The following is a 22,299-nucleotide window of genomic DNA, read 5'->3' on the forward strand; positions in this document are numbered from 1 at the left end:
CAACTTCCCCGTATCAACGTTTTCAATGGCTTGCGGTTTTGGCGCCGCGCCCGGCCTCGCGTTTGTGCCATATGAACTTGCGCACCCCGTTTTGCCTTTCGCGATCATTACGATCAGCGATGCCGTCCTAAGCCCCTATAACTGCAACGCTTTTCACGCCTAACCGCCTGTAAGCGGTCATTCCCACAAATACCGCCTTTTTGGCCATTAGAACCTGCGCCTTACAGTTCAGCCAAAGCGCGGCCTTATCTGGCCCGGTGAATGCGGCAGGCCCGGAAGGACTGCTGAGCTTTCCAAACCGGTTTTCGGTCTTGAACACCTCGGACCGCGACTATGTGACCATAGAAAAAGTGACGCTACGTAGAACTATCGATCAGTATGGGCGGTCGCTTCTCGCTCGGCGGTGATGCTAGTTTGACCAAACGGACAAATCTGGTTGGGGCGCATCATGGCAAACTTCGTCGTTACAACGGTTGCGGACGAGAACGACAGCGGGGCAACAACCGGCTCCCCTGGCGGCACGGGGCTTTCCCTGCGCGAGGCAATCAGTCTGGCCAACGCCACCACCGCTTCCGACACGATCACCTTCGACGCGAGCCTTTCGGGTCAAACGATCACGCTGACACAGGGCCAGTTGGAGCTGACCTCCGACATGGTCATCGACGGCGATATCGATGGCGACGACAAAGCCGACATCACGCTAGACGGGAATGATGCATCGCGCGTCTTCGAGGTTGGACTTCTGGGCACCGATGTGACCCTCAACAGCCTCACGCTGACCGATGGACAAGCGGATTTCGGCGGCGCGATCATCGTCCGCAACCGAGCGGAAAGCCTGACCATCAATGACAGCACAATCAGAGGAAGCAACGCCACCGTCAGCGGCGGCGGGGTCTACGTCTACGACGCTACGCTGACCATCACCAACAGTTTGTTGCACACCAACGGAGCAGCTGATGATGGCGGCGCGATTTTTTCCAACACCGACCTTTCAGGCACAACGACAACGATTACCAACACAACATTCACCAACAATTTTGCAGGGACCAACACGAACAATTCCGGCGGCGCCATTTTCAATGCAGAAGGGCTGCTTGTCCTACAGAACTCAACCGTCGTCACAAACCTCGCAAACGTCGGCGGTGGCGTCGCATCCTATGGTGGTGCAGGTGCGCGCACCGAAGTGTCGTCGACGATCATTGCCGACAACTTTGCGTTTGGCTCCGGCGGCACCAGCGGCACGGGCGTCGACGTCGGAACGCACGCGCAGACAAACGACACCAACACATTTGTTTCACTGGGCAACAACCTGATCGGCAACGGTCAATTCAATGGCATCAATTTCTTCAACAATGGCGTTAATGGCGACCTTGTCGGCACGACCGGCGCAGTCATCGATCCTGGCGTGGATACCAACCTCCGCGATAATGGTGGCCCTGTCCAGACCAAAGCGCTGGAGCAAGGCAGTCCAGCAATCGATACAGGGAACAACAACCTGTCCCTACCAACCGATGCGCGCGGTCTTCTTCGCGACAATGGGACGGGAACAGATATTGGTGCGTTCGAGTTTCAGAACTTCGTGCCCGCACCCACGAACCTCGTCGTCACCATTCTCGACGACGAGTCCGACAGCGCAGCGCCCGATGCAAACTTGGCCATCATGGGCGGTGCGAACGATCTGTCGCTGCGCGAGGCCATTCACCTTGCACAAATCAATCCCACCGTCAGCAACATCATAACCTTTGATCCCAGCCTTGCTGGCGGGACGATCGACCTCGATTTGGGAGCGCTGAGCTTCAACACCAGCATGACCATCGATGGCGATATCGATGGTGATAACAAAGCCGACATCACCATCGGGAACAATGCCAGTATCTTTGGGCTATTTTTGCTTCGGGGCAGCAACAGGCAGCAGGACATTACGTTCGAAAGCCTGACACTGACGGGCGGCTTTAGTGCCAATGGCGGTGCCATCCAGGCATCCGATATAGACAGTCTCACGATCAACGACACCACAATCCAAAACAGCTACGCTGCTCTAAGCGGCGGCGCGATCTTCGCGAGAGACACCAATCTGACGGTGAATTCGAGCCTGATCGTCGACAACCGGGCCGGTTTAGAAGGCGGCGGGATATTCATCGACGGAAACCTGACGGACCGAACCGCAACGGTCGTGAATACAACGATTGCAAGGAACAGCGCTGGAAACGACAGCAGTGCCGCTGGAGGCGGCATCTTCAACCGGGAAGGCCTCCTCGTTCTGCGCAACTCGACCCTGGTTGGCAACACCGCTGATTACTCCGCTGGCGTTGGCTCGGAAGGAGACAGCGACACGCGGACCGAGATTTCATCGACGCTGTTCTTCGGAAACACAGCGGACTTCGCTAACTATGGGAACGACGTCGGTTCGGAAGATCCGACCAACACGACCAGCAGCTTCGTTTCAGGCGGCAACAACCTGCTGGATGATGGAAGCTTCAACGGTGTCGCGTTCTTCGTCAGCGGCACCAATGGCGACATCGTGGGAACCGGAAATGCCGGTGTGAATGTCCTCGCCGATAATGGCGGCCCGGTACAGACCTTTGCACTCGATCCGGCCAGTTCGGCGATTGACGCCGGCAACAATGGTGGATCGCTCACGTCCGATGCCCGCGGCGTCTCGCGCGAAAGCGGCGCAGGCGCGGATATCGGCGCGTTTGAGTTGCAGATCGTCGCCTCGCCACCGTCTATTCTGGTCGTCACCACCCTTGATGATGAACTGGATTTCCCCGGCCCCGACAGCAGCCTCGGGCTTATGGGCGGGCCAAACGATTTGTCGCTGCGTGAGGCGATTTTCCTCGCCAACCAGGACAAAACCACGGCCAATACGATTCTCTTTGATGCGAGCCTTGCCGGGGGAACCATAACGCTCACGCAAGGTCGTTTGGACCTCCGGTCAGACATGAGCATTGATGGCGATGTTGATGGAAACGACACGCCTGACATTACGATCAGCGGCAATGATGTCAGCCGGGTCTTCAACGTGCGCGACAACGGTACGGACGTAACCCTCAACAGTCTGGATATCACCAACGGGTATGGCGACTATGACGGTGGCGCGATCAACATCAACTCGTCTTCCAGCAGCCTGACCATCAACAACAGCATCATCAGAGACAGCTATGCCGCGCAATATGGCGGGGGCATCTACAACAATGACGTTCAGCTAACCGTCAACAACAGCCTCATCGTAGGCAACAGCTCGGGCAATCAAGGCGGCGGTATCTATTCCAATACCGACTTGGTGGGCACGACGACCACGATTTCCAACACGACGATTACCGGTAACACAGCCACCAATGCGGGCGGCGGCATCTTCAACGTCAATGGTCTGCTTGTCCTTCACAATTCTACGGTGAGCGGCAACAGCGCCGGGGTTTCCGGTGGCATTGCCAGCTACGGCGACAGCGACACACGAACCGAAGTTTCCTCCACCATCATCGCCGACAATATGGCGACGCAAGCCGACGCTGGCGCCGATGTCGGGACCCAGGCGGTGACGGACACCACCAACGTCTTTGTCTCCCTTGGCGACAATCTCATCGGCGATGGGCAGTTTGTTGGAATCAATTTCTTCAACAACGGCGTGGCTAGTGACGTTGTTGGCACGACGGCTGCGCCGGTCGACCCGTTGCTCGGGTCGCTGGGCAATGGAGGTGGTCCGGTTCAGACGATTGCGCTTTTGCCAGGCTCACCCGCCATCGATGCTGGCAACAATGATCAGAACCTGACGGAGGACGCCCGCGGTGCGCCGCGCACGGTTGGCACCGGTACCGATGTCGGTGCGTTCGAGAAGGCTGATGTGGCGACCAACGGGCCCGATGTATTGTTCGGCTCGGGCGAGGGAGAGGTGATCAGCGCACTTGACGGGCTGGATCTGGTCAATGGCTTCGGCGGCGATGACACCCTCAATGGCAACATCGGCAATGACAGGTTGAACGGCGGCGAGGGCAACGACACGCTGCGCGGTCAGAACGGGACCGATATTCTCAGTGGCGGTGCGGGCAACGACACGCTCGAAGGCGGGGCGGGGATAGACACCCTGAACGGCGGTGAGGGCGCCGATAACCTCAACGGTGGTGGCGGTCCCGACACACTGAACGGAGATGGGGGGAACTACGTCCTTGCTGGCTGCGCGGGCAACGACACGCTCATGGGCGGTTTTGGAAACGACCGGCTGTTTGGTGGTGCAGACTTCGACAATCTCAACGGCGATCTTGGGAACGATTTCCTCAATGGTGGGGCATCGAACGACATCCTTGCCGGCGGTGGGGGCAATGACACGTTGGTCGGCGATGAAGGCAACGACAACCTCAGCGGTGGCGGCGGCGTCGATGTTTTGTCGGGTAATGCAGGCAATGACGTCATGGCCGGTGGCGCGGACAACGACACACTGAACGGTGGTGGCGGCAATGACCGTATGTTCGGCGGTGCGGGCGACGATATCTCCCGCGGCCAGGCGGGCAATGACTTCATTTCGTCAGGCTCGGGCGATGACACGCTGGAAGGCGGGGCTGACAATGACAGCCTGTTCGGCGGCTTTGGAGAAGATACGTTGCTGGGCGAAGCCGGAAACGATTTTCTACAAGCCGGTGCGAGCGACGATTTCCTGTTTGGTGGGTCCGGCAATGACACGCTGCAGGGCCGGGAAGACAATGATTTCCTCAATGGTGGCACCGGTACAGACACGTTAACCGGGGGTACAGGTGCAGATACGTTTGTCTTCGCGGCAGGCTTTGGCAACGACACCGTCACCGACTTCCAGGACGACATCGATCAACTGGACCTGACCGCCTTCAACTTCGCCAGCGTCAATGGCGCGCTCTCCTTCGCAGCCGATGTCACGGGCGACGTCGTCTTCACCTTCGGCGCAAATACATTCACGATTGAGAACACCACCCAGGCGCAGCTGACCGACGATATCCTCATCTGAGGGTGGTGAAAGCTGCAGATTTTTATTCTTTGGTCCTGCCAGTGAGCCGCGCGCCCGTCCGATCGCAGCCCTTCCTGGCGCTAAAGCCCGGACGTGAGCGTGGCCTGGCCGTTTGGCCGGACGATGGCTTCGGCGTCGATTTCAACGCGATGGTCACCGATCAATCCGCCGACGCGGTAGAGCGTGTTGGCGGGTTTTATGCTACCGAACACGCGTCCGTGCGCGCGGGCGATGGCCTCCACATCTGCTTCATGGGTGATATAGACGCGCGTTCGGGCGACGTCCTCGACCGCGCCGCCTAGCGATGTGACTGCGGCGATGATCCGATCGAGAATATAGGTGGTCTGCGCGGCGGCATCTTGCGGCGCGACAGCACGATCCGCGCCCGCGACGGCGGTCGTCCCGGAAACGAGGATGCGGTCGCCGATCCGCTGCGCGCGGCAGTAGCCCGCCACATCTTCCCAATAGGACCCGGTCAACACCTGCGTCGCGCCCGTCTCATTTTCTTTAGCCTCAAAGGGCTTCGGTAGTGCATCGAGATGGTGAGAGAGATCGCCGGACGCGGTCAGGAACGGCGGCTTTCGGTATTCATCGCCACAATCGCCGGGGATCGGCTCCGTCGTAGCGAACGCAGCCTCAAGCGTGGCCTTATCCTCGTCGTCAAGCTCGAAGCCAAATAGCTGGCTGTTGCTCGCCGTGTGGACTGCCTCACCAAGCCGAGCGCCGATGATGACGCCCGCGACCCGCCTCTGCTCCAGCACCCAACGCGTCGCGACATTCGACACGGCGACGTTATGCTTGGTCGCTACGCTGGACGCCGCATTCAGGACGGTCTGAAACGCGGCCCACCCGCCAGCGATCCGGATGAAGCGATGATACTTCATCTTCGACCAATCGGCGATGTCCGCCGGTTCGGGCTGGCCGAGCCACTTTTCCGACAGGAACCCGCCGTTGAGCGTGCCGTAGGCGAGAAGCCACGCCCCGTGCTTTTCGCAAACGTCCACGAGGTCGCCCGCTGCACGGCGGTCCATCAAGGAGAAGCTGACCTGGTTGGTCAGGAGCGGCACGCCATCTGACACCGCGAGATTAAAGTGAGCGGCGTCAAAGTTCGTGACTCCAAGTTCGTTGATCAGGCCCTCATCGCGTAGCCGCGACAGTTCATGCAAAGCGTCCAGCCACTGCGGGTGCTCGAAGCTCCACCAGTGGAACTGCAGAAGGTCAATTTGCTCGACCCCCAACCGCTTAAGCCGCTCTTCGACGCCCGCGCGCACCACATCGGCGGTCATCGGCCCCGGCGCTGGGCACCATTTGGTGAAAGCGTGCGGACGCTGCGAGCGCTCTCGTGCCAGAAGGCGCCCAGTGATGATTTCCGCCGTGCCGTAATGGTCGGCCATGTCGAACGTGTCGAACCCAGCGTCGGCATAGGCCGTGAGCCAGTCGGCACCCGTTTGAGGATCGATGACGTCACCATCCTTCTCGATGTCGGCGACCTGCCACAGGCCCGTCAGAGCGCGGGAGATGGTCAGCGTATCGGACAGGCGGAAACGGTCGGGGTGGTTCGGCATATGGATCATTCTCGTGGGGCGCGGCCCGCTTGACAGGGTGGCTTCTTGACAGCGCGACTTGGACCTTGTGACTAAACACAGCAATAGGAACAAACAAGCGGGACAGCATTGCCTGTGACGCGTGAATGAGTGGGCACATGCTGAAAGATAGGGAGCGCGGCTTCTGGCTCTACGATCTGCGGGTCGAGACTATTCTCGATGACCGCACCCCCGTCTGCCGCCATATCGAAGGCGAGAGCTTCCAGGTCATCGGCGAGAACCTTGTCTTCGACAACCAGCAGAAAATCTCGATGTACGCACTCGCGGCACTCCTGCCGCTGCTTCCCGCTAAGCAGCGGATCACCGACGATGATGACTGGATGAGCACCGACGCGGAGATCGCCTGCCCGGACCCCCATTGTGGCGGACGCTTCAAGGTGATCCGCGAAGACAAACGCTGGTTCTCCCATGCCGCGACCACCGGACTGCCGGATGAACGGTCCAGCCCCTACTGGCAGGATGAGAGTTCATGAGCGTGGAAACGGCTGACCTGCGGCCCGGTCACACGATCTCGCGGATCATCAAAGGCGGTTGGCAGCTTGCGGGTGACCATGGCGAGGTGCGCCCGGATGAGGCCGTCGCCGACATGGAAGCTTTTCTCGACGCCGGGATCACCACTTTCGACTGCGCGGACATCTACACCGGCGTCGAAGAGATGATTGGAACATTCATCGGCGATGTCCGCAAGCGGCGCGGGTCGGAGACCGCGGACAAGGTGATGGTGCATACCAAGCTGGTGCCGGACCTTACGCGCCTCGCCGACATACAGCCACACGAAGTGGAGGCCATCGTTGATCGCTCGCTCAAGCGCCTCCAAATCGAGCGCATACCGCTGGTGCAGTTCTTTTGGTGGGACATGAGCCTTGGGAGCGCGGTCGAGGCGCTGGAGGTCCTGAAGGCTTGCCAAGCCAAGGGCAAGATCGCCCATCTGGGCACCACCAATTGGGACTCGCCGGTGATGGACCGGTTCTGCGATGCGGGCTTCGATGTCGTGTCCGCGCAGGTGCAATACTCCGTGCTCGACCGGCGCCCCGCGGGCGCGTTCAGCGATTGGGCGGCGCAGCGGGATGTGCAGATTTTGGCCTATGGCACGCTGGCAGGCGGCTTCCTGACACCTGCCTGGCTGGGCCAGCTAGACCCGGGTTTCGCGTTCGAAAACCGCAGTCTCATCAAATATCGCCTCATCATCGACGAGTTTGGGTCGTGGGACCTGTTCCAGGACTTGTTGCGAACGCTGCAAGCCATCGGGGACAAGCATGGCGTATCGCTTTCCTCGGTCGCAACGCGCTGGGTGCTCGATCAACCACAGGTGGCCGCCGCCATCGTTGGCGCGCGTTACGCCCGTCATCTACCCAAAACGCTTGAGGCGTTTTCACTGGTGCTCGACGATGAGGACCGGGAGGCCATCGCCACCATTCATGCCCAGGCGGGCGGTCCCAATGGCCCCGTCTATGGTCTCGAAGGCGACCGGACGAGCCGCCATGGCCGGATCATGAAATACAATCTCAACACCGACCCCGCCGATCAGGTGCACGGTGCCGAGGCGGGCGCGTGAGCGACCCGGTTCTGACCATTTCCGGCCTGACCCGTGACTTCGGCCCATTCCGCGCCGTTGATGATGTCTCGCTCGCCATCAGGCGTGGTAGCATGACCGGGCTTATCGGCCCCAATGGAGCGGGCAAGACAACGCTTTTCAACATGGTCGCCGGAACGTTGAAGCCAACGAGCGGCACGGTGGCCCTGGATGGCAAAGACGTAACGGGGCGATCCGCCGAAGCGCTTTTTGGAATGGGCCTTGCGCGCACCTTTCAAATTCCCCGTCCCTTCAAGCGCATGAGCGTGATCGACAATCTGCTGCTCGCACCGCCGGCGCAGATTGGCGAAAGCGTGCCCGGCGCCTTGTTCCGGCGGGGCCGGGTCGCGGCGCAAGAACGGTCCCTACGGGAGAAGGCACATGAAATTCTCGACTTCGTGACCCTCGACCACCTAGCCGACCATCCTGCAGGCAAGATTTCTGGTGGACAGATGAAACTGCTCGAGCTTGGCCGCGCCTTGATGGGTGATCCGTCGGTGATCTTGCTTGATGAACCCGCAGCGGGCGTGAACCCCTCGCTGACGGCGATCCTGATCGACCGTATCGAAGAACTGAACCGGCGCGGTATGACTTTTGTCATCATCGAGCACGACATGGATTTCGTGATGCGCCATTGCGATCCGGTGATCGCGCTCGCCGAAGGCAAGGTCATGTTCGAGGGCACCGCCGATGAGGCGCGGGTGAACCCCGAATTGCTCGACGCCTATCTCGGAGCGCCGGCATGACAGGGCTGCGGGTGGATGGCATCGAAGCGGGTTATGTGCGCGATTTGCCAATCCTAACCGACGTCGATCTGGCCGCTGAGGCCGGGAAACTGACGACGATCATCGGGCCGAATGGCGCGGGCAAATCCACCTTGATCAAAGCAATCGCCGGGCTGGTGCCCATCAGCGCCGGACGGGTGATGCTGGACGACACGGAGGTCACGGGCCTTAGGCCCGACTTGATGGGCCTGCATGGCCTCGCCTACGTGCCGCAGACCGACAACATTTTCCGCACGCTGACAATCGACGAAAATCTGGCGCTGACCTTGCGTGGCGCTCCCGATCCGCAAACGCGGATCAGTGAGCTTTATGAGCTGTTCCCCGCCCTGCGGGACAAACAGCGCGATAAGGCCGCTGCCCTTTCTGGCGGGCAGCGACAAATGCTGGCCATGGCCATGGCCTTGAGCCGCAAACCGTCCGTCATGCTGCTCGATGAGCCGTCCGCCGGCCTGTCGCCAAAGACTGCGACCGAGGTACTCGATCTGGTGCGCAGCCTGACCGATCAAGGCGTCACGGTTCTGCTCGTCGAGCAAAACGTGAAGCAGGCGCTTCGCGTCGCTGATCACTGCTACATTCTCGCCGAAGGCCGCAACCAGATCGATGGACCTGCCGCCGACATCGCCAATGACCCGGTGGTGGGGGAGATTTATCTCGGCGGCAAGCGGATAAACGCCGCATGATCCAGGCTCTGCTCGACGGCGTGCTGACCGGCGCGATCATTTCGCTTGGGGCCATCGGCCTGACGCTGATCATGCATATGTTGCGCTTTGCGAACTTCTCCTATGCCGAACTGCTCGCCATCGGGGCGTACGCGTCGCTCGTGTTCGACGGGCTTTTTTCGGCGCTGGTGCCGGTGCTCGACAACGCCTTTGCACCCCTCACCCTCACCGGCGCGCTGGCCCTCGCGATGGTGATCGCCATGCTGGTAACGGGCCTGTCTGCGGTGATCATCGATCGGCTTATCTTCCGCCGCATTCGCCAGAATGCCGACCCCCTTTCCATGGTGTTCGCGAGCTTCGGGGTCGCGCTTGTGATCCGCAACGTGATCGTTCTGATTTTCGGCCATCATGCGCAGCTCTACAGCCAGGAGATCGCGCGGGCGCATGTGCTGAGCTTCGATCCGCTGATCCTCATCAAGCCCGATCAGGTCTTCGTTCTGGGGTTGGCACTCCTTCTCATGCTGGCGCTACACCTTGTGCTGACGCGCACCACCTTCGGCTTCGCGATCCGCGCGGTGGCGGAAAACCCCACTCTTGCCCAGGTCGCGGGCGTGAAGCTTTCGGCGGTCATCGTTGCGGTCTGGATCATCGCCGGCAGCCTGTCGGCAGCTGCGGGCACGCTGTACGCGCTGACCAACCAGCTAAACCCGCTCATCGGGCATGTGTTCCTTTTGCCCGTGTTCGCGGCGACCATCGTTGGCGGCATTGGCAGCGTCTACGGTGCGGTGCTGGGCGGGTTCATCGTTGGCATCGCCTCCGGGCTCGCCTTGATGCTCCTGCCCGCAGGCTACGCACCGGCGATGCCGTTTCTGATCATCCTCGCGGTGCTCATTGTTCGCCCCCAAGGCCTGTTCGGTGAGGAAACGCGATGATCGGGCTCGTCTCCTACCTCGCGTTCTTCCTGACCATGGCCGGGATCATGGCGATCATCACCCTCGGGCTGAACCTGCAGTGGGGTTACACGGGCCTGTTCAATGGCGGGATCGTGGCCTTCTTCGGCGCAGGTGCCTACGGCACGATGATCTTGGGCAGTGGACCTGAGCCCGGCCAATTCGGCGGGTTCGAGCTGCCGTGGCTCGTGGCCATTACCGGAGGAATCCTGTTTGCGGCGGCGCTCGCCTGGGTGGTGGGTATTCTGACGCTCCGGCTCAAACACGATTATCTCGCCATCTCCACCTTCGGTGTCGCGGTGGCGCTCGAGTCGCTCGCGCGCAACGCGCAATGGCTGACCGGTGGCGCGCGCGGAATGCGTGGTTTTCCCAGACCCTTCGAAGAGATGGTGGGCGACACCTTCACCTATGGGCTCGTCTTCCTTGCCATCGTCCTCGTGGTTTTGGCGCTGGTCTGGTGGGGTATCGAACGGCTTGTGCATTCGCCCTTCGGCCGCGCACTGCGCGCCATCCGCGAAGACGAGACAGCCGCTCGCGCACTCGGCAAAAATCCGGCCCGCCTGCGGCTGTGGTCGCTGGTTATCGGCTCGGCCATCATGGGCGCTGGTGGCGGGCTGTATGTCTCCTACACCGCTTTTATCAGCCCGCAGGACCTTCTACCCGTGCTGACTTTCCAGGTCTGGGCGATGCTGATCGTCGGCGGTGCGGGGAACAATCGCGGTGCAGTGCTTGGCGCGGTGCTGATCTGGGGCGTCTGGACGCTTTCGGGATTTGCGCTCACCCGTCTCGCACCGGACTCGATGCAGCTCGATGCGGGGTCCATTCAGTACATTCTCATTGGCACTTTGATCGTGACCATGCTTTTGTGGCGGCCTGAAGGACTTTTACCCGAACGTATTTCCAGCACCACACCCTCCCCAAATGCAACCATGACGGCCGGCAAGGCCGCACCCTCAAGGAAGGCAAACTGATGATCAAACGGACACTTCTTGGACTAGCTGGCGCAACCGCGCTGACCATGGGCCTACAGGCGGCGCCTGCCATGGCGCAGGATTGCACTGTCGATGTCGGCACCGTGTATCCCACTTCGGTCGATTGGGGCCAACCGATTGCCCAAACAGCGCTGTGGGTCGGCGACATGATCGACGAGGCCGGTGGGGTCGATGGCTGCGAGGTCAACATGATCCTGCGCGACGATCAGAACGACAGCCGCGTCGGCGTCGATGCTGCGCGTGCCTTGGTCGACCTGGATGGTGTTGAACTTCTTATCGGTACGGTCTCGTCTGGCATTTCGATCCCGATCCTCACCTCGGTGACTGCGCCTGCTGGCGTGATGCAGATGTCGTGCTGCTCCTCTTCGACGCGCCTCACCGAAATTGCGGCCTCCGGTGAAGCGAACGGGCTGTGGTTTCGCACCTTTGCCACCGCGGATGTACAGGCCGCCGTTGCCGCCATGCTTGCGCAGGATGCTGGTATCGAGAGCATCACGGTGGTCTTCAAGAACGATGACTGGGGACAGGATATTGGCCGTATCGCCTCCGAAGCCTTTGAGGCAGTCGGCATCACGGTGCATGAGAGCATCGCGATCAATGATGCGCAGCCCAGCTACCGCGCTGAAGCCACTCAAGCGCTGCGCGACCAGCCCGAGGCACTTTATCTGGCTCTCTACCCAACCGAAGGGATTTCCTTCGTGCGCGAGTGGCTCGGGCTTGGCGGTACGTCGACGATGATTGGTGCCAACTCGCTGAAGTCGGATGATTTCCGCACCGCTGTTGGTCTCGACAATCTCGATGCGTTCATTGGTACTGATACGTCGAGCCCACGCGTCGCGAGCGCCGACGCGTTCGTCGAAGCCTACACCGCGCAGTTCGATGGACCACCGAGCGGACCGGGTCTTGCCAACTCGTTCGACGCGGCCGCCATCGCGCTGCTTGCCTACCACGCGGCCGGCAAAGACGCGACCGGTGCCGAGATCGCCGCCAAAGTGCCGGCTGTGACCGACCCGTCCGGTGAGGTGATTCCCGCCACCGTGGAGGGCTTTGCGCGCGCGATGGACGTGTTGTCCGATGGCGGCACGGTTTCCTATCAAGGCGCGACAGGCGCGGTGACGTTTGATGCGAACGGCAATGTGTCCGCTCCTGCGGTCTCGTGGGTCTTCGCCGAAGCCGGCCCATCGGAAGAGCGCTACATCACGCTCGAAGAGGTCGCGGCATTTATGGCCGAGATGAACTAAGCGGTCTGCTGCTCCATACCCTGGCCCTTCTGCAGGGCCAGGGGGACAGGCGCTCATGAGCTGTCTGAAAGTCGTCGCGACGAATGGCGCTTTTGCGTCGAACGGAGACGCGAGCCACGCCTCAAAATGCAGCGAGGAATTCGACCAGTCGCCGGGTGAGTTTCTTCTGCGAGCCAGCATCCGGCCAAACAGCGTAGACACCGAGGTCTGGCGGTCGCCAGCCTGGTAAAGCTTCGACGAGCTCTCCGGAGGCTAGCTCCAATTCAACCTCACTCAGTGGCAGCCGTTGCAGACCCAAGCCGGCAACAACCGCCGCCTTGGCAGCCGCCACAGTATCAACTTCGAGCCGGACGTTGTCTGGATCGAAGCTTATCTGCTCACCGTCCTTTTGCACCGTGATGGTGGTTGGCAGCATGGCTAACGCAATAAACTCGCAAGACTTAAGGGCTTCAGGTGTCGCGGGCGATCCGCGCCGCTCTAGATAGTCAGGTGTCGCAACCAAACGCCGACTGAACATGCCAATGCGTTGTGTCTTGAGGCTGCTGTCGGCCAGGTTGCCCAAGCGAATACCGAGATCAAAGCCATCCCGCACAAGGTCAACCTGCCGGTCCGTGCTGTGCAGCGTCAGTGCCACCATCGGATGCTCTTGGGCAAAACGCCAAACTGCTTGATGCACAGCGGTGTGAATGCCGAAGGTCGGCATTGTGATGCGCAACGCTCCGACAAGCTGATCAAGCTCGTCCGCCAAGGCATCCATAGCTTGCTGGGCAGAGGTGACCATCATGCGCGCAGCCGGGAGAACCTTCTCGCCTTCCGCGGTCAACGAAAGTGAACGCGTCGACCGGTAGAGCAGCGAAACACCAAGGCGCTCCTCAAGCTTGGAAATGTGGTGGCTGACCACCGAAGTTGAGAGCTTCAGGCGCTTGGCCGCGCCGCTAAAGCTGCCGGCGTCGGCCACCGCTGCGAATACGGCCAGCCCTTTGTACTCGTCCGCCATTATTCGATCCAATCGAAAAGTGATTGCGATGGAACCCATCTAATCAGAAAGAACCGTAGCGTCTATCTCTGGCGACCAACACCAAGGATCCCAGAGATGTCACAGACCATCACGACTTTCGAAACCGCTAATGCCAGCCGCTATCTGCAACAGCTTTGCAAGCACTTCGGCCACAAGGTTCCCACGCAGTTCACGCCGACTGAGGGCCACGTGTCGCTGCCATGGGGCGAATGCGATCTCACGGCCACTGACAGCGCGCTGACGCTGCAGGCTTCCGCCGCGCAGTCCAAGCTTCCAAAGATCGAGCGCTTTCTCGCCGACCACCTCGCGCGCTTCGCGTTCCGCGAGCCACACACGCTCGTCTGGCAGCGCACCGCCTGACGTCAACCCAAGGAGTTCGACCCATGCAGCCCTCTGATGCCAACCCGATGCTCACCCGCCGCTCGCTACTCAAGGGCGCGACCCTCACCGTTGGTGCCGCCGCCTTATTGCGGGAGACTTTCAAGCCAGCGCCCGTTCTGGCGCAGGGTGGTGATCTGCCAGCCGGCACGTTGCACAGCTTCTCCAAAGGCGGCGTGACGTTCCACACTTACGTTTCGCCAGCGCAGGCCGTCAGCGTGACCTCTCACATCGTCGAGTTCGATGATCAGCTCCTGTTGGTCGACTCCACGTTCATCCCTCCGACCGCTGTGGAAGTGGCGGGTGCTATCACCTCAACCGGTAAGCCGGTGGGCATGGCGATCCTCAGCCACGAGCACCCCGATCACTGGAGCGCAGCGGATGTGTTCGAAGGCGTGAAGTTCGCGACACTCCCCGAAATCCGCGACGCGGTTGCTGCAGAAGCTGCCGCAGGTGATGCTACCGCGCCAACCAACGTGATGGACGGACCAGACCTCGCCATGGGCGTGACCGAGATGTCCGGCGTACCGGTCGAGTTCCGGCATTACCAGAACGCCGAGGCACCCCAAACCATCGTCACCATTATGCCGGAGCAGCAGGTCGCGATCGTGCAGGACCTCGTCTACAACGGGGTCTACTTCGCACCGGGCGTGGACCGATCCAACTGGATCGCGATCCTTGAAGAACTGCGCGACGATCCAGCTTGCGAAACGCTGCTGGTCGGTCACGGCCTGCCGACCACACGCGCCGAGCTGACCACGGCGATCGCCTACATCAAGGCGATGGACGAGATCATGAACACCGCCGCGACGCCCGATGAGGCCGGCGCCATGATCAAGGAGGCCTACCCCGGCTATGGCGGAGAGTTCCTCCTCAGTCTGATCCCCGAATACTGGACCCGGTAGGCCATCATGACCAAGACAACGATGAACCGCAGAGCCTTTATGACAACATCAATGGGCGCCGCGCTGGCGCTCATCCTCACCAAACACGCCGGAGCACAAGAGATGGACTCGACCTCCCAAGCCTCGTTCGACACCGTCATGGCCTTTATGGGCGCCATGGGCGGTGGCGACATGGACGCGATGAACGCACTGATGGCCGACGATATGGTCTGGCGCAACGAAGGCGACACCAGCATCCCATGGATTCATGGCGGGATCACCGGAAAGCAGGCGATCTTCGATTTCCTCGGAGTGTTTGGTGCAGGTCTGCAGACCACCAAGTGGGAGAACACAGACGCGTTCGCTTCTGGCGACACGGTAGCCGTGTTCGGATTGATGAACGGGGTTACCACCCAGTCCGGCCAGGAAATTGGAGAGTTCTCATTCGCATTGCGTGCGAAGGTTCGCGACGGCCAGGTCGTGCTGTGGCACTGGTTCGAGGACAGTTTCGCGTTGAGCCAAGCCTATCACGGCCGGACCTAGGAGGTATTCGCCATGCCGACTGCCAAACAAAACGCGATCAGCCTCTACATGGAAGGCATTCGCGATGGAAAGGCGCGGGAAGCGGTCACCAAATACACCGGCGACCGCTACACGCAGCACTCCACTGGCGTGGCGGATGGCGTGGAAGGCTTTGTTGCCTTCTTCGAGCCCTTCATCGCGCGCAACCCGGGGCGCGATATCCGGGTCGTTCGCGCTCTCCAGGACGGCCGACATGTGTTCTTGCAGGCCCATCAGAACATCAATGATGGCGAGGCTGAGTGGATCACCACCGATTTCTTTGACAGTGATGAGGATGGCAAGATCATCGAGCACTGGGATGTGATCGCGGCAGTGAAACCACCCAATCCTTCTGGACGCACCCAGTGGGATGGCCCAACTGAAGTCACCGACCTCGACAAGACCGAGGCCAACAAGGCGCTCGTTGCCGGCTTCATTCAGACCTGCCTCGTTGAACGCCAGATCGACCGCATGGCCGACTTCATCAGCACCGAGACCTACATCCAACACAATCCCGATGTAGCCGATGGCCTTGAGCACTTCCTTGCTTTGGTTTCAAAGCCAGACAACCAGCTGACCTATCAGGAGTGCTTCATTATGGTCGGCGAAGGGAACTTTGTTGCCACGCTGAACCGCGCCCGCTGGGGAGATCAGGACCTGTGCCAGGTCGATCTTTTCCGCGTCGAGGACGGCAAGATCGTTGAGCACTGGGACAATTCGGAGCCGGTGCCGCCGAAGGACGAATGGGCGAACTCCGGCAAATTCTAGCCAGCATGTTCCAACTCGCTGTGCGCCCCTGCCCCTAATCGAACTGGGGTGCTTTCCAAAGGAGCGCCCGTCGCCAGATACAAGACAGAAAGATGCCGGCAGCCAAGTGGGCTTTTGGCGCTAGAGGCTCAAGATTTGGCCGTTATCAGTCAGCGCCACGGCTCGCGTATTTACAGCCGATTCACCAGATTCTCGACTTCATCACACGAAGGCGACCCGATTAGCAGCCAATTTAGTGTTGTGGCTTAGTTTGCCGGGTGTGATGTTTCGTATGCCAACTTTCGACCGATACTCGCTGCGCTTTGTCGTGGCTTTTGCGATAGCGCTAGCCGCATGGCTAATTGGTGGCCAGACGCTGCAGCGCGCCGTTTCCGAGCACAGCAATGCTCGGCAACTTGAAGGCCTTTCCCAGCAGCTTGTCCGCCGAGCGGAGAAGGCGATCGATTTTGTGGTCATCGCCAACTCCGAGTTCTTACTCGCTGGCTTTGACGGCTGTACGGCACCCGCCATAGAGAGCTTGCGGCGCCTGGTTATTGAGACAGGAACGGTCGCGGACGCACACCTCATTTCACCGGGGATGTCCTGCTCGAGCTTCGGTGAACTGAGCGGAACACTTCCAGATGCCAGCGAGCGACTTTCCTGGGAGCAAGCTCGGAACCCGAGGTACCGAATTGGCGCTCTGATGGACGATAGGTCGCGCGCCATCGGCGTCTCTTGGGGACTTGGCTCTGATCTTGAGCTGGTCACTGCCATCAGCGCTGACGCCATCCTGTTTGATATTCTACCCAATGAAATTCGAACCTACGGACGTGTCGAACTGACCGTCGGATCAACGGTCGTTGCAAGTTTCGCCGGCGACGACGCCGCAGCGCCCGATGCAGATGAAACCACTGGCTTTGAAGCGCTCGGCGAAAGATACCCCGTCAGGGCCGAGATATCGCTTGGGTCAGAAGCGCTTTCGGGATGGCGTACGGATGTCCCCGCTGCCGTCTTGTGGGGCTGGGCTGTGTTGGGGTTTGCGGTGGCCGGACTGGCCGGGTTGGCATCGGTCGGCCGATCCAACAAAGAGCTTGACGAGCTAAAGACAGCGCTTCGCAACGGGGAGATACGCCCGTACTTCCAACCTATCGTCGATGTGCGGACCGGCAGGCTCCTTGGATGCGAAGCCTTGGCGCGCTGGATCAAACGCGATGGGACGTTTGTTCCGCCGACACGGTTCATACCGTTGATCGAACAGCACAGGTTGAACACGAAGCTTCTGGAGATGATTGTTTCAACCGCCGCCGGTGAGCTTGGCGAAATGTATGATCGGTATCCCACGATGTACGTCAGCATCAATGTGACACCGGACGAATTGTGCGAAGCAGGGTTTTCAACCTTCCTGCAAGGTCTGGCAAGCGGATACGGATTGCAACCGCGCCAGATCTGCATCGAGGTAACCGAGCGACAGGAGATCAGATACGCCGACCAAGCCGCTGCCAACGTCCAGTCGCTCAGGCGCCACGGCTTCCGTATCGCCATTGATGATGCAGGAACCGGCCATAACGGCTTAGCGGCCATGCAAATGCTCGAAGCGTCGATTCTGAAGATCGACAAGTTTTTCGTTGATCACATCAACGATGATGACCGCTCAACAGCGATTTTGGATCTGTTCGTGTCCGCCGCCAAGCGCTTTGGCATGATCACCGTCGCAGAGGGTGTCGAGACCGAGGAGCAAGCAAGTGCATTGATCAATGCAGGTGTTGATGCGGCTCAGGGCTACCTGTTTGCCCGACCAATGCCAGCAGCAGATCTGTTGTCGTTTGACGGCAACGAACAACCGACGGATCTCTCGGGCGCCGCGTATCCTGCCTCTGACCAGCACAAGCCAGAAAAACGAGCGGCGTGACCCTCAGCGTGTAGCGTTTGTTGCCGGCTGGTCGGTCGGCCAATGTCATCCGATAGCCTTCCGCTTCACTGGCAGGTTCTTGAGCATCGCCGCGGCGTTGGACTCGCCCGGGCCTCGCGCGCGTTCGCCCAAACCTAAGCTGCCATCCATTCGCCGCGTACCCGGTGAGAAACGTCGGACCCGAAAGCTAACCGGACGGCAGGTCAGCTGTATCGATCTCGCGAACATGTGAATGCCCTGACGCAGCTGAGCTCACCCGGAAGCTAGGCGTTCGTAGCGGCACGTGCATAATGGACGCAGCGCGCGAAAAGCCTGTGGTTGGCTGTTTGCCGGCAAAAAAGGGGGACAGTCATGGCTGACAACACCTTCGTGGAAGGGCAAGTTCAGGACGAGTTCCTATCGGACACGCGCATTGTTCGGACGGTCAATGATGGGCTTGCAAACGGCGGGTTCGTTGTCGCGATCCAGCAAGGTCGGGGAACGTACTCGTCCGTAGCGAACGCTCAGCAGGCCGATGCGTTTGTCCAGATTTTCGATGCGACGGGTGCGACCGTCGGGGCGCAGATCACCGTCAGTGCATCGGCGTCCGTCAACGAGTCCGGCGTGGATGTTGCCGGTCTGACCGGCGGAGGGTTCGTTGTCTCGTTCAACCGCGAGGCCCCCGGCGGCCAGCGTGAGATCTTCTTTCAACGGTACGACAATGCAGGCAATGCCTTGGGCGGGCAGGTCCAGGCGAACACCACGGCGTTGGGCGTCAACGTATCGAGTATTGATCGAAACACCGAAGTCATTGCGCTGGCCAACGGTGGTTTCATGGTCGCCTGGACGACGGCAATCGACAATGGCGACACCACGTCGACAACCTTTTTGCGCGCGCAGCGGTTCGATTCCTCCGGCAATCAGGTCGGCAGCGAGATCCTCGTTAACTCCGAGACTGCCGGGCTGTTCTTTTCGAGCCCGGACATCCAGTACAGCGAGATCAACGCGGTCGAACTAACCGGCGGAAACCTCGCCTTCACCTGGAGCCGCTTCAGTTTGGACGGTCTTGAGCGCAGCGCTCAGATTGCAGTGTTCGATAGCGCTGGAACGGCCCTATCCGGTGTTTTTCGTCCCGAGCAGACTTTGGACGGCCCGCTCTCTTCCGCCGAAACTATTCTAATTGCCTTGGGCAATAACACCTTCATGTCCGTTTGGACGGTTATCACGGGCGCGAACGATCCGCTCGATCCTGCAGTCCAGACTGTCTTCGGGCGCCTTTACAATGCGAGCGGCGTTGCGCTCGGAAACGAGTTTGTCATCGACAACGGGCCGGACAATTTTCGCGGAGGATTGTTCGGTGAGCAGGATGGCAATGGCGGGGCCATCATTGGCTACGCGCAAGAGCAACGCGAGGTCGATGGTATAAGCCCCATCATTATTCAAAACGTCGACCAGACCGGAACCGTCCAAGGCGATCCGATCTGGCTCAACAGACATCTCCGCACCACCGAAGCCGACCTGGCGCTGCTCACAAACGGCGATCTTGTTGCAACGCTGCGTGAGAGCCCGAGCACCGCAGCCTCCTTCGACACTTACAACCGCTTTGTCTTGAACGGTGAAGACGCCCGGATCATCACCGGCAATGAGACCATCACACTTGGAAACTCCGGCGAAGTGATCGCAGCTGGCGATGGCAGCGCGACACTCACCGGCGGCACTGGGGAGGACTTTATTGGCGGCGGTCCAGGTCAGGACAACCTTTCCGGCGGGGGCGGCGACGACGTTCTATCCGGCGGTGATGACAATGATACTCTCAACGGTGATGCAGGGGACGATCAGCTGTTCGGCGGCGCGGGCGTCGATACGATCTCTGGCGGGAACAATAACGACGTCATTGATGGCGAGAGTGGCGCTGACATTCTAAACGGCGGAAGCGGCGACGATATCATCTATGGCGGTACCGGCGGGGACACTATCAATGGCGGAGCGGGTGAAGATACGCTCCTCGGTTTCCGCGCAGATCAAGACGCCCCGACCAGCAGCTTCATTCTGCCCAGCTCCTCACCAAACGAAGATATCGCAGGCGAGCAGGACGCCCCCAATACGATTTCCGGCGGCGATAACGATGATCTGATCGTTGCTTCCGGCGGCGGTGACACGCTGAACGGCGACGATGGTAATGACCGCATCATTGGCGGGGCCGGCAACGACATCATCACAGGTGGGCTTGGCGATGATTTGCAGTCGGGCCGCGATGGAGATGACATCTTCATCATCGGGCCAAACGATCTTCCGGCTCAAGCCGTTGGCTCGCTGGAGAGTATCGACGGGCAGGACGGCACCGACACCGTCCGCTTGGAAGGCGGCTCGGGCACAATTCTCCAGTCGCTGGTCGGCCTCCAAGTTCAGAACGTCGAACTGATTGATTTCGCTACGGTCGGTGTGGGGGGTGACCGCACGCTCGTGATCTCGGCAGGGAGCCGGCTCTTTTTTAGCATTCCCACCGACAACACGATCCAGACCACACTGGACATTGATGGCCATGACGTTGCCGGTTCCACAGAAACCCTGATCATCGAGATTCGGCAAACCGGGGTGTCCGGCGGCCCACCGGCCGACCTGTCGTTGATCAATTTCACCAACTGGGGCGGCCAGGGCGAAAAGGTCCACATCAACCTGACCGCCCCAAATGCCGACTCCGATCTGAACGGCACGGTCGTCGATGATATTGTGACGCTCGGCAATCTGAATGACCGCTTCGACGCCAAGGCCGGCGATGATGAAGTCGATGGGGGGACCGGAGACGATATCATCATCGGCGGCCCTGGCGCTGACGATCTCGATGGCGGCGGTGGCGACAATGATACGGTGAGCTACGAGACCAGCACGGTCGGCGTCGAAGTTCGTCTTTCGGACAATTTTACCTCCGGTGGCGATGCCACGGGTGACACGATCGTCAACTTCGAAAACGTTACAGGCGGGTCCGGAAACGACATGCTTACCGGCGATGACGACGAGAATGTCATCAAAGGTATGGCCGGCACGGACACGCTCAACGGCGGCGACGGTGACGACACCCTCGAAGGCGGCGCCGGCGGCGATGTTCTGAACGGCGGGGATGATGATGACACCGCCTCCTATGCGGCATCGTCCGCCGCTGTCACGGTCAACCTGGGAACGAACACCTTCTCCGGCGGCGACGCACAGGGCGACAGCCAGACGAGCATTGAAAACCTCACCGGTTCGGCCCACGCCGACACGCTCACCGGCAACACGGGCAACAACATCCTGACCGGTCTTGATGGCAATGACCGGCTGGATGGCGGCGACGGCCGCGACAGCTTTTTCGGCGGTGATGGCGATGACATCCTCGTGTTCAATGATGGCGACGGCCTGTTTGGGCAGGAGACATTCGATGGCGGCACCGGCCACGATACAATCTTACTGGAGGGTGGATCGAATAACCTCGTCCAGGGGTTTCAGCCTCACGTGCTCGTCGATATCAACGCCGTAACCTTTGGCACGATCGCGCCAGGAGCCGATCGTACGCTGTTCATCAACGCCGACCAGATCGGCGCGGGACTTGCGTTGGACGCCACCATCACCGGCCTCGATCTGGCAGACTCAAAAGAGGTCTTCGCTGTCTTTCTAAACGCTGCGAGCGCGGTCGATCTTTCAGGCTTCAGCTTTGTTGACTGGGGCGGACAGGGCGAAGAGGTGCAGATCAACGGCGACAATGATGAGGAAACGATCCGCGGATCATCGACAATCGATATCATCGCCGCTTCAGGCGGCAATGATGTTGTGTTCGGAAATGGTGGCACCGATACGATCAGTGGCGGGGGCGGGAATGATGTTGCCAACGGCGGCGATGGAGCGGATACGCTCAACGGTGGCGCTGACAATGACACGTTGAACGGCAATGTCGGCAACGACACGGTCAATGGCCAGGATGGCAACGATACTTTGCGCGGTCAGAACGGTACCGATGAGCTCAATGGCGGTGAAGGTGATGACACGCTTGAGGGTGGAGCGGGGACGGACACC

16 protein-coding genes are annotated in these 22,299 nt (G+C 60.2%); 14 read left to right on the forward strand and 2 right to left on the reverse strand.

Features of this window, described 5'->3' with window-relative positions:
* Window positions 1-448 precede the first annotated feature (448 nt).
* Window positions 449-4,972, forward strand: coding sequence for a calcium-binding protein (locus AAF739_16995; protein ID MEM6384371.1), 4,524 nt, complete (start codon window positions 449-451; stop codon window positions 4,970-4,972).
* An 80-nt stretch (window positions 4,973-5,052) separates the two neighbouring features.
* Here AAF739_16995 and AAF739_17000 read toward each other — a convergent pair whose 3' ends face one another.
* Complete coding sequence (locus AAF739_17000) at window positions 5,053-6,537, reverse strand: aldo/keto reductase (protein MEM6384372.1); 1,485 nt, start codon at window positions 6,535-6,537, stop codon at window positions 5,053-5,055.
* Between the two features lie 137 nt (window positions 6,538-6,674).
* Here AAF739_17000 and AAF739_17005 point away from each other — a divergent pair, with 137 nt between their 5' ends.
* The 7 genes from AAF739_17005 to AAF739_17035 are packed head-to-tail and all read left to right on the forward strand — an operon-like array spanning window position 6,675 to window position 12,776.
* On the forward strand, window positions 6,675-7,049 hold the full coding sequence (locus AAF739_17005) for a TIGR04076 family protein (GenBank protein ID MEM6384373.1): 375 nt from the start codon (window positions 6,675-6,677) through the stop codon (window positions 7,047-7,049).
* Window positions 7,046-8,131: an aldo/keto reductase gene (locus AAF739_17010; protein ID MEM6384374.1), complete on the forward strand. Its 1,086-nt coding sequence runs from the start codon at window positions 7,046-7,048 to the stop codon at window positions 8,129-8,131. The genes AAF739_17005 and AAF739_17010 overlap by 4 nt, the downstream gene beginning before the upstream one ends.
* Complete coding sequence (locus tag AAF739_17015; protein ID MEM6384375.1) at window positions 8,128-8,895, forward strand: ABC transporter ATP-binding protein; 768 nt, start codon at window positions 8,128-8,130, stop codon at window positions 8,893-8,895. The genes AAF739_17010 and AAF739_17015 overlap by 4 nt, the downstream gene beginning before the upstream one ends.
* Window positions 8,892-9,614, forward strand: a complete 723-nt coding sequence (locus tag AAF739_17020; protein MEM6384376.1) for an ABC transporter ATP-binding protein — start codon at window positions 8,892-8,894, stop codon at window positions 9,612-9,614. Before AAF739_17015 ends, AAF739_17020 begins: the two co-directional genes overlap by 4 nt.
* Window positions 9,611-10,525, forward strand: coding sequence for a branched-chain amino acid ABC transporter permease (locus AAF739_17025; GenBank protein ID MEM6384377.1), 915 nt, complete (start codon window positions 9,611-9,613; stop codon window positions 10,523-10,525). The genes AAF739_17020 and AAF739_17025 overlap by 4 nt, the downstream gene beginning before the upstream one ends.
* Window positions 10,522-11,514 (forward strand): branched-chain amino acid ABC transporter permease, encoded by a 993-nt coding sequence (locus tag AAF739_17030; GenBank protein MEM6384378.1) that lies wholly within the window; start codon window positions 10,522-10,524, stop codon window positions 11,512-11,514. The genes AAF739_17025 and AAF739_17030 overlap by 4 nt, the downstream gene beginning before the upstream one ends.
* Complete coding sequence (locus tag AAF739_17035) at window positions 11,514-12,776, forward strand: ABC transporter substrate-binding protein (GenBank protein MEM6384379.1); 1,263 nt, start codon at window positions 11,514-11,516, stop codon at window positions 12,774-12,776. Before AAF739_17030 ends, AAF739_17035 begins: the two co-directional genes overlap by 1 nt.
* Window positions 12,777-12,897: 121 nt before the next feature.
* On the opposite strand, the gene AAF739_17040 is transcribed toward AAF739_17035, so the two are convergent.
* The gene (locus tag AAF739_17040; protein ID MEM6384380.1) at window positions 12,898-13,773 is read right to left on the reverse strand and encodes a LysR family transcriptional regulator; all 876 of its coding nucleotides are present in this window, start codon (window positions 13,771-13,773) and stop codon (window positions 12,898-12,900) included.
* 96 nt (window positions 13,774-13,869) lie between these two features.
* Here AAF739_17040 and AAF739_17045 point away from each other — a divergent pair, with 96 nt between their 5' ends.
* From AAF739_17045 to AAF739_17070, 6 genes are all read left to right on the forward strand, one after another.
* On the forward strand, window positions 13,870-14,154 hold the full coding sequence (locus AAF739_17045) for a DUF2218 domain-containing protein (protein MEM6384381.1): 285 nt from the start codon (window positions 13,870-13,872) through the stop codon (window positions 14,152-14,154).
* 23 nt (window positions 14,155-14,177) lie between these two features.
* Window positions 14,178-15,077: an MBL fold metallo-hydrolase gene (locus tag AAF739_17050; GenBank protein MEM6384382.1), complete on the forward strand. Its 900-nt coding sequence runs from the start codon at window positions 14,178-14,180 to the stop codon at window positions 15,075-15,077.
* Window positions 15,078-15,083: 6 nt separating this feature from the next.
* A complete protein-coding gene (locus tag AAF739_17055) occupies window positions 15,084-15,599 on the forward strand; it encodes a nuclear transport factor 2 family protein (protein MEM6384383.1) in 516 nt (171 codons plus the stop codon).
* Window positions 15,600-15,611: 12 nt separating this feature from the next.
* The gene (locus AAF739_17060) at window positions 15,612-16,385 is read left to right on the forward strand and encodes a nuclear transport factor 2 family protein (protein ID MEM6384384.1); all 774 of its coding nucleotides are present in this window, start codon (window positions 15,612-15,614) and stop codon (window positions 16,383-16,385) included.
* A 271-nt stretch (window positions 16,386-16,656) separates the two neighbouring features.
* Window positions 16,657-18,273: an EAL domain-containing protein gene (locus tag AAF739_17065; GenBank protein ID MEM6384385.1), complete on the forward strand. Its 1,617-nt coding sequence runs from the start codon at window positions 16,657-16,659 to the stop codon at window positions 18,271-18,273.
* 351 nt (window positions 18,274-18,624) lie between these two features.
* A partial coding sequence (locus AAF739_17070) for a calcium-binding protein (protein ID MEM6384386.1) occupies window positions 18,625-22,299 on the forward strand: 3,675 nt, incomplete at its 3' end.

This window comes from Pseudomonadota bacterium (genome assembly GCA_039024915.1).
Taxonomy (GTDB): Bacteria; Pseudomonadota; Alphaproteobacteria; order Rhizobiales; family MH13; genus MH13.

Bases quoted from the DNA above. Each gene is read 5' to 3' on its own strand.
- AAF739_16995 (MEM6384371.1), top strand. From the start codon at position 449: ATGGCAAACTTCGTCGTTACAACGGTTGCGGACGAGAACGACAGCGGG.
- AAF739_17000 (MEM6384372.1), bottom strand. From the start codon at position 6,537: ATGCCGAACCACCCCGACCGTTTCCGCCTGTCCGATACGCTGACCATC.
- AAF739_17005 (MEM6384373.1), top strand. From the start codon at position 6,675: ATGCTGAAAGATAGGGAGCGCGGCTTCTGGCTCTACGATCTGCGGGTC.
- AAF739_17010 (MEM6384374.1), top strand. From the start codon at position 7,046: ATGAGCGTGGAAACGGCTGACCTGCGGCCCGGTCACACGATCTCGCGG.
- AAF739_17020 (MEM6384376.1), top strand. From the start codon at position 8,892: ATGACAGGGCTGCGGGTGGATGGCATCGAAGCGGGTTATGTGCGCGAT.
- AAF739_17025 (MEM6384377.1), top strand. From the start codon at position 9,611: ATGATCCAGGCTCTGCTCGACGGCGTGCTGACCGGCGCGATCATTTCG.
- AAF739_17030 (MEM6384378.1), top strand. From the start codon at position 10,522: ATGATCGGGCTCGTCTCCTACCTCGCGTTCTTCCTGACCATGGCCGGG.
- AAF739_17035 (MEM6384379.1), top strand. From the start codon at position 11,514: ATGATCAAACGGACACTTCTTGGACTAGCTGGCGCAACCGCGCTGACC.
- AAF739_17040 (MEM6384380.1), bottom strand. From the start codon at position 13,773: ATGGCGGACGAGTACAAAGGGCTGGCCGTATTCGCAGCGGTGGCCGAC.
- AAF739_17045 (MEM6384381.1), top strand. From the start codon at position 13,870: ATGTCACAGACCATCACGACTTTCGAAACCGCTAATGCCAGCCGCTAT.
- AAF739_17050 (MEM6384382.1), top strand. From the start codon at position 14,178: ATGCAGCCCTCTGATGCCAACCCGATGCTCACCCGCCGCTCGCTACTC.
- AAF739_17055 (MEM6384383.1), top strand. From the start codon at position 15,084: ATGACCAAGACAACGATGAACCGCAGAGCCTTTATGACAACATCAATG.
- AAF739_17060 (MEM6384384.1), top strand. From the start codon at position 15,612: ATGCCGACTGCCAAACAAAACGCGATCAGCCTCTACATGGAAGGCATT.
- AAF739_17065 (MEM6384385.1), top strand. From the start codon at position 16,657: ATGCCAACTTTCGACCGATACTCGCTGCGCTTTGTCGTGGCTTTTGCG.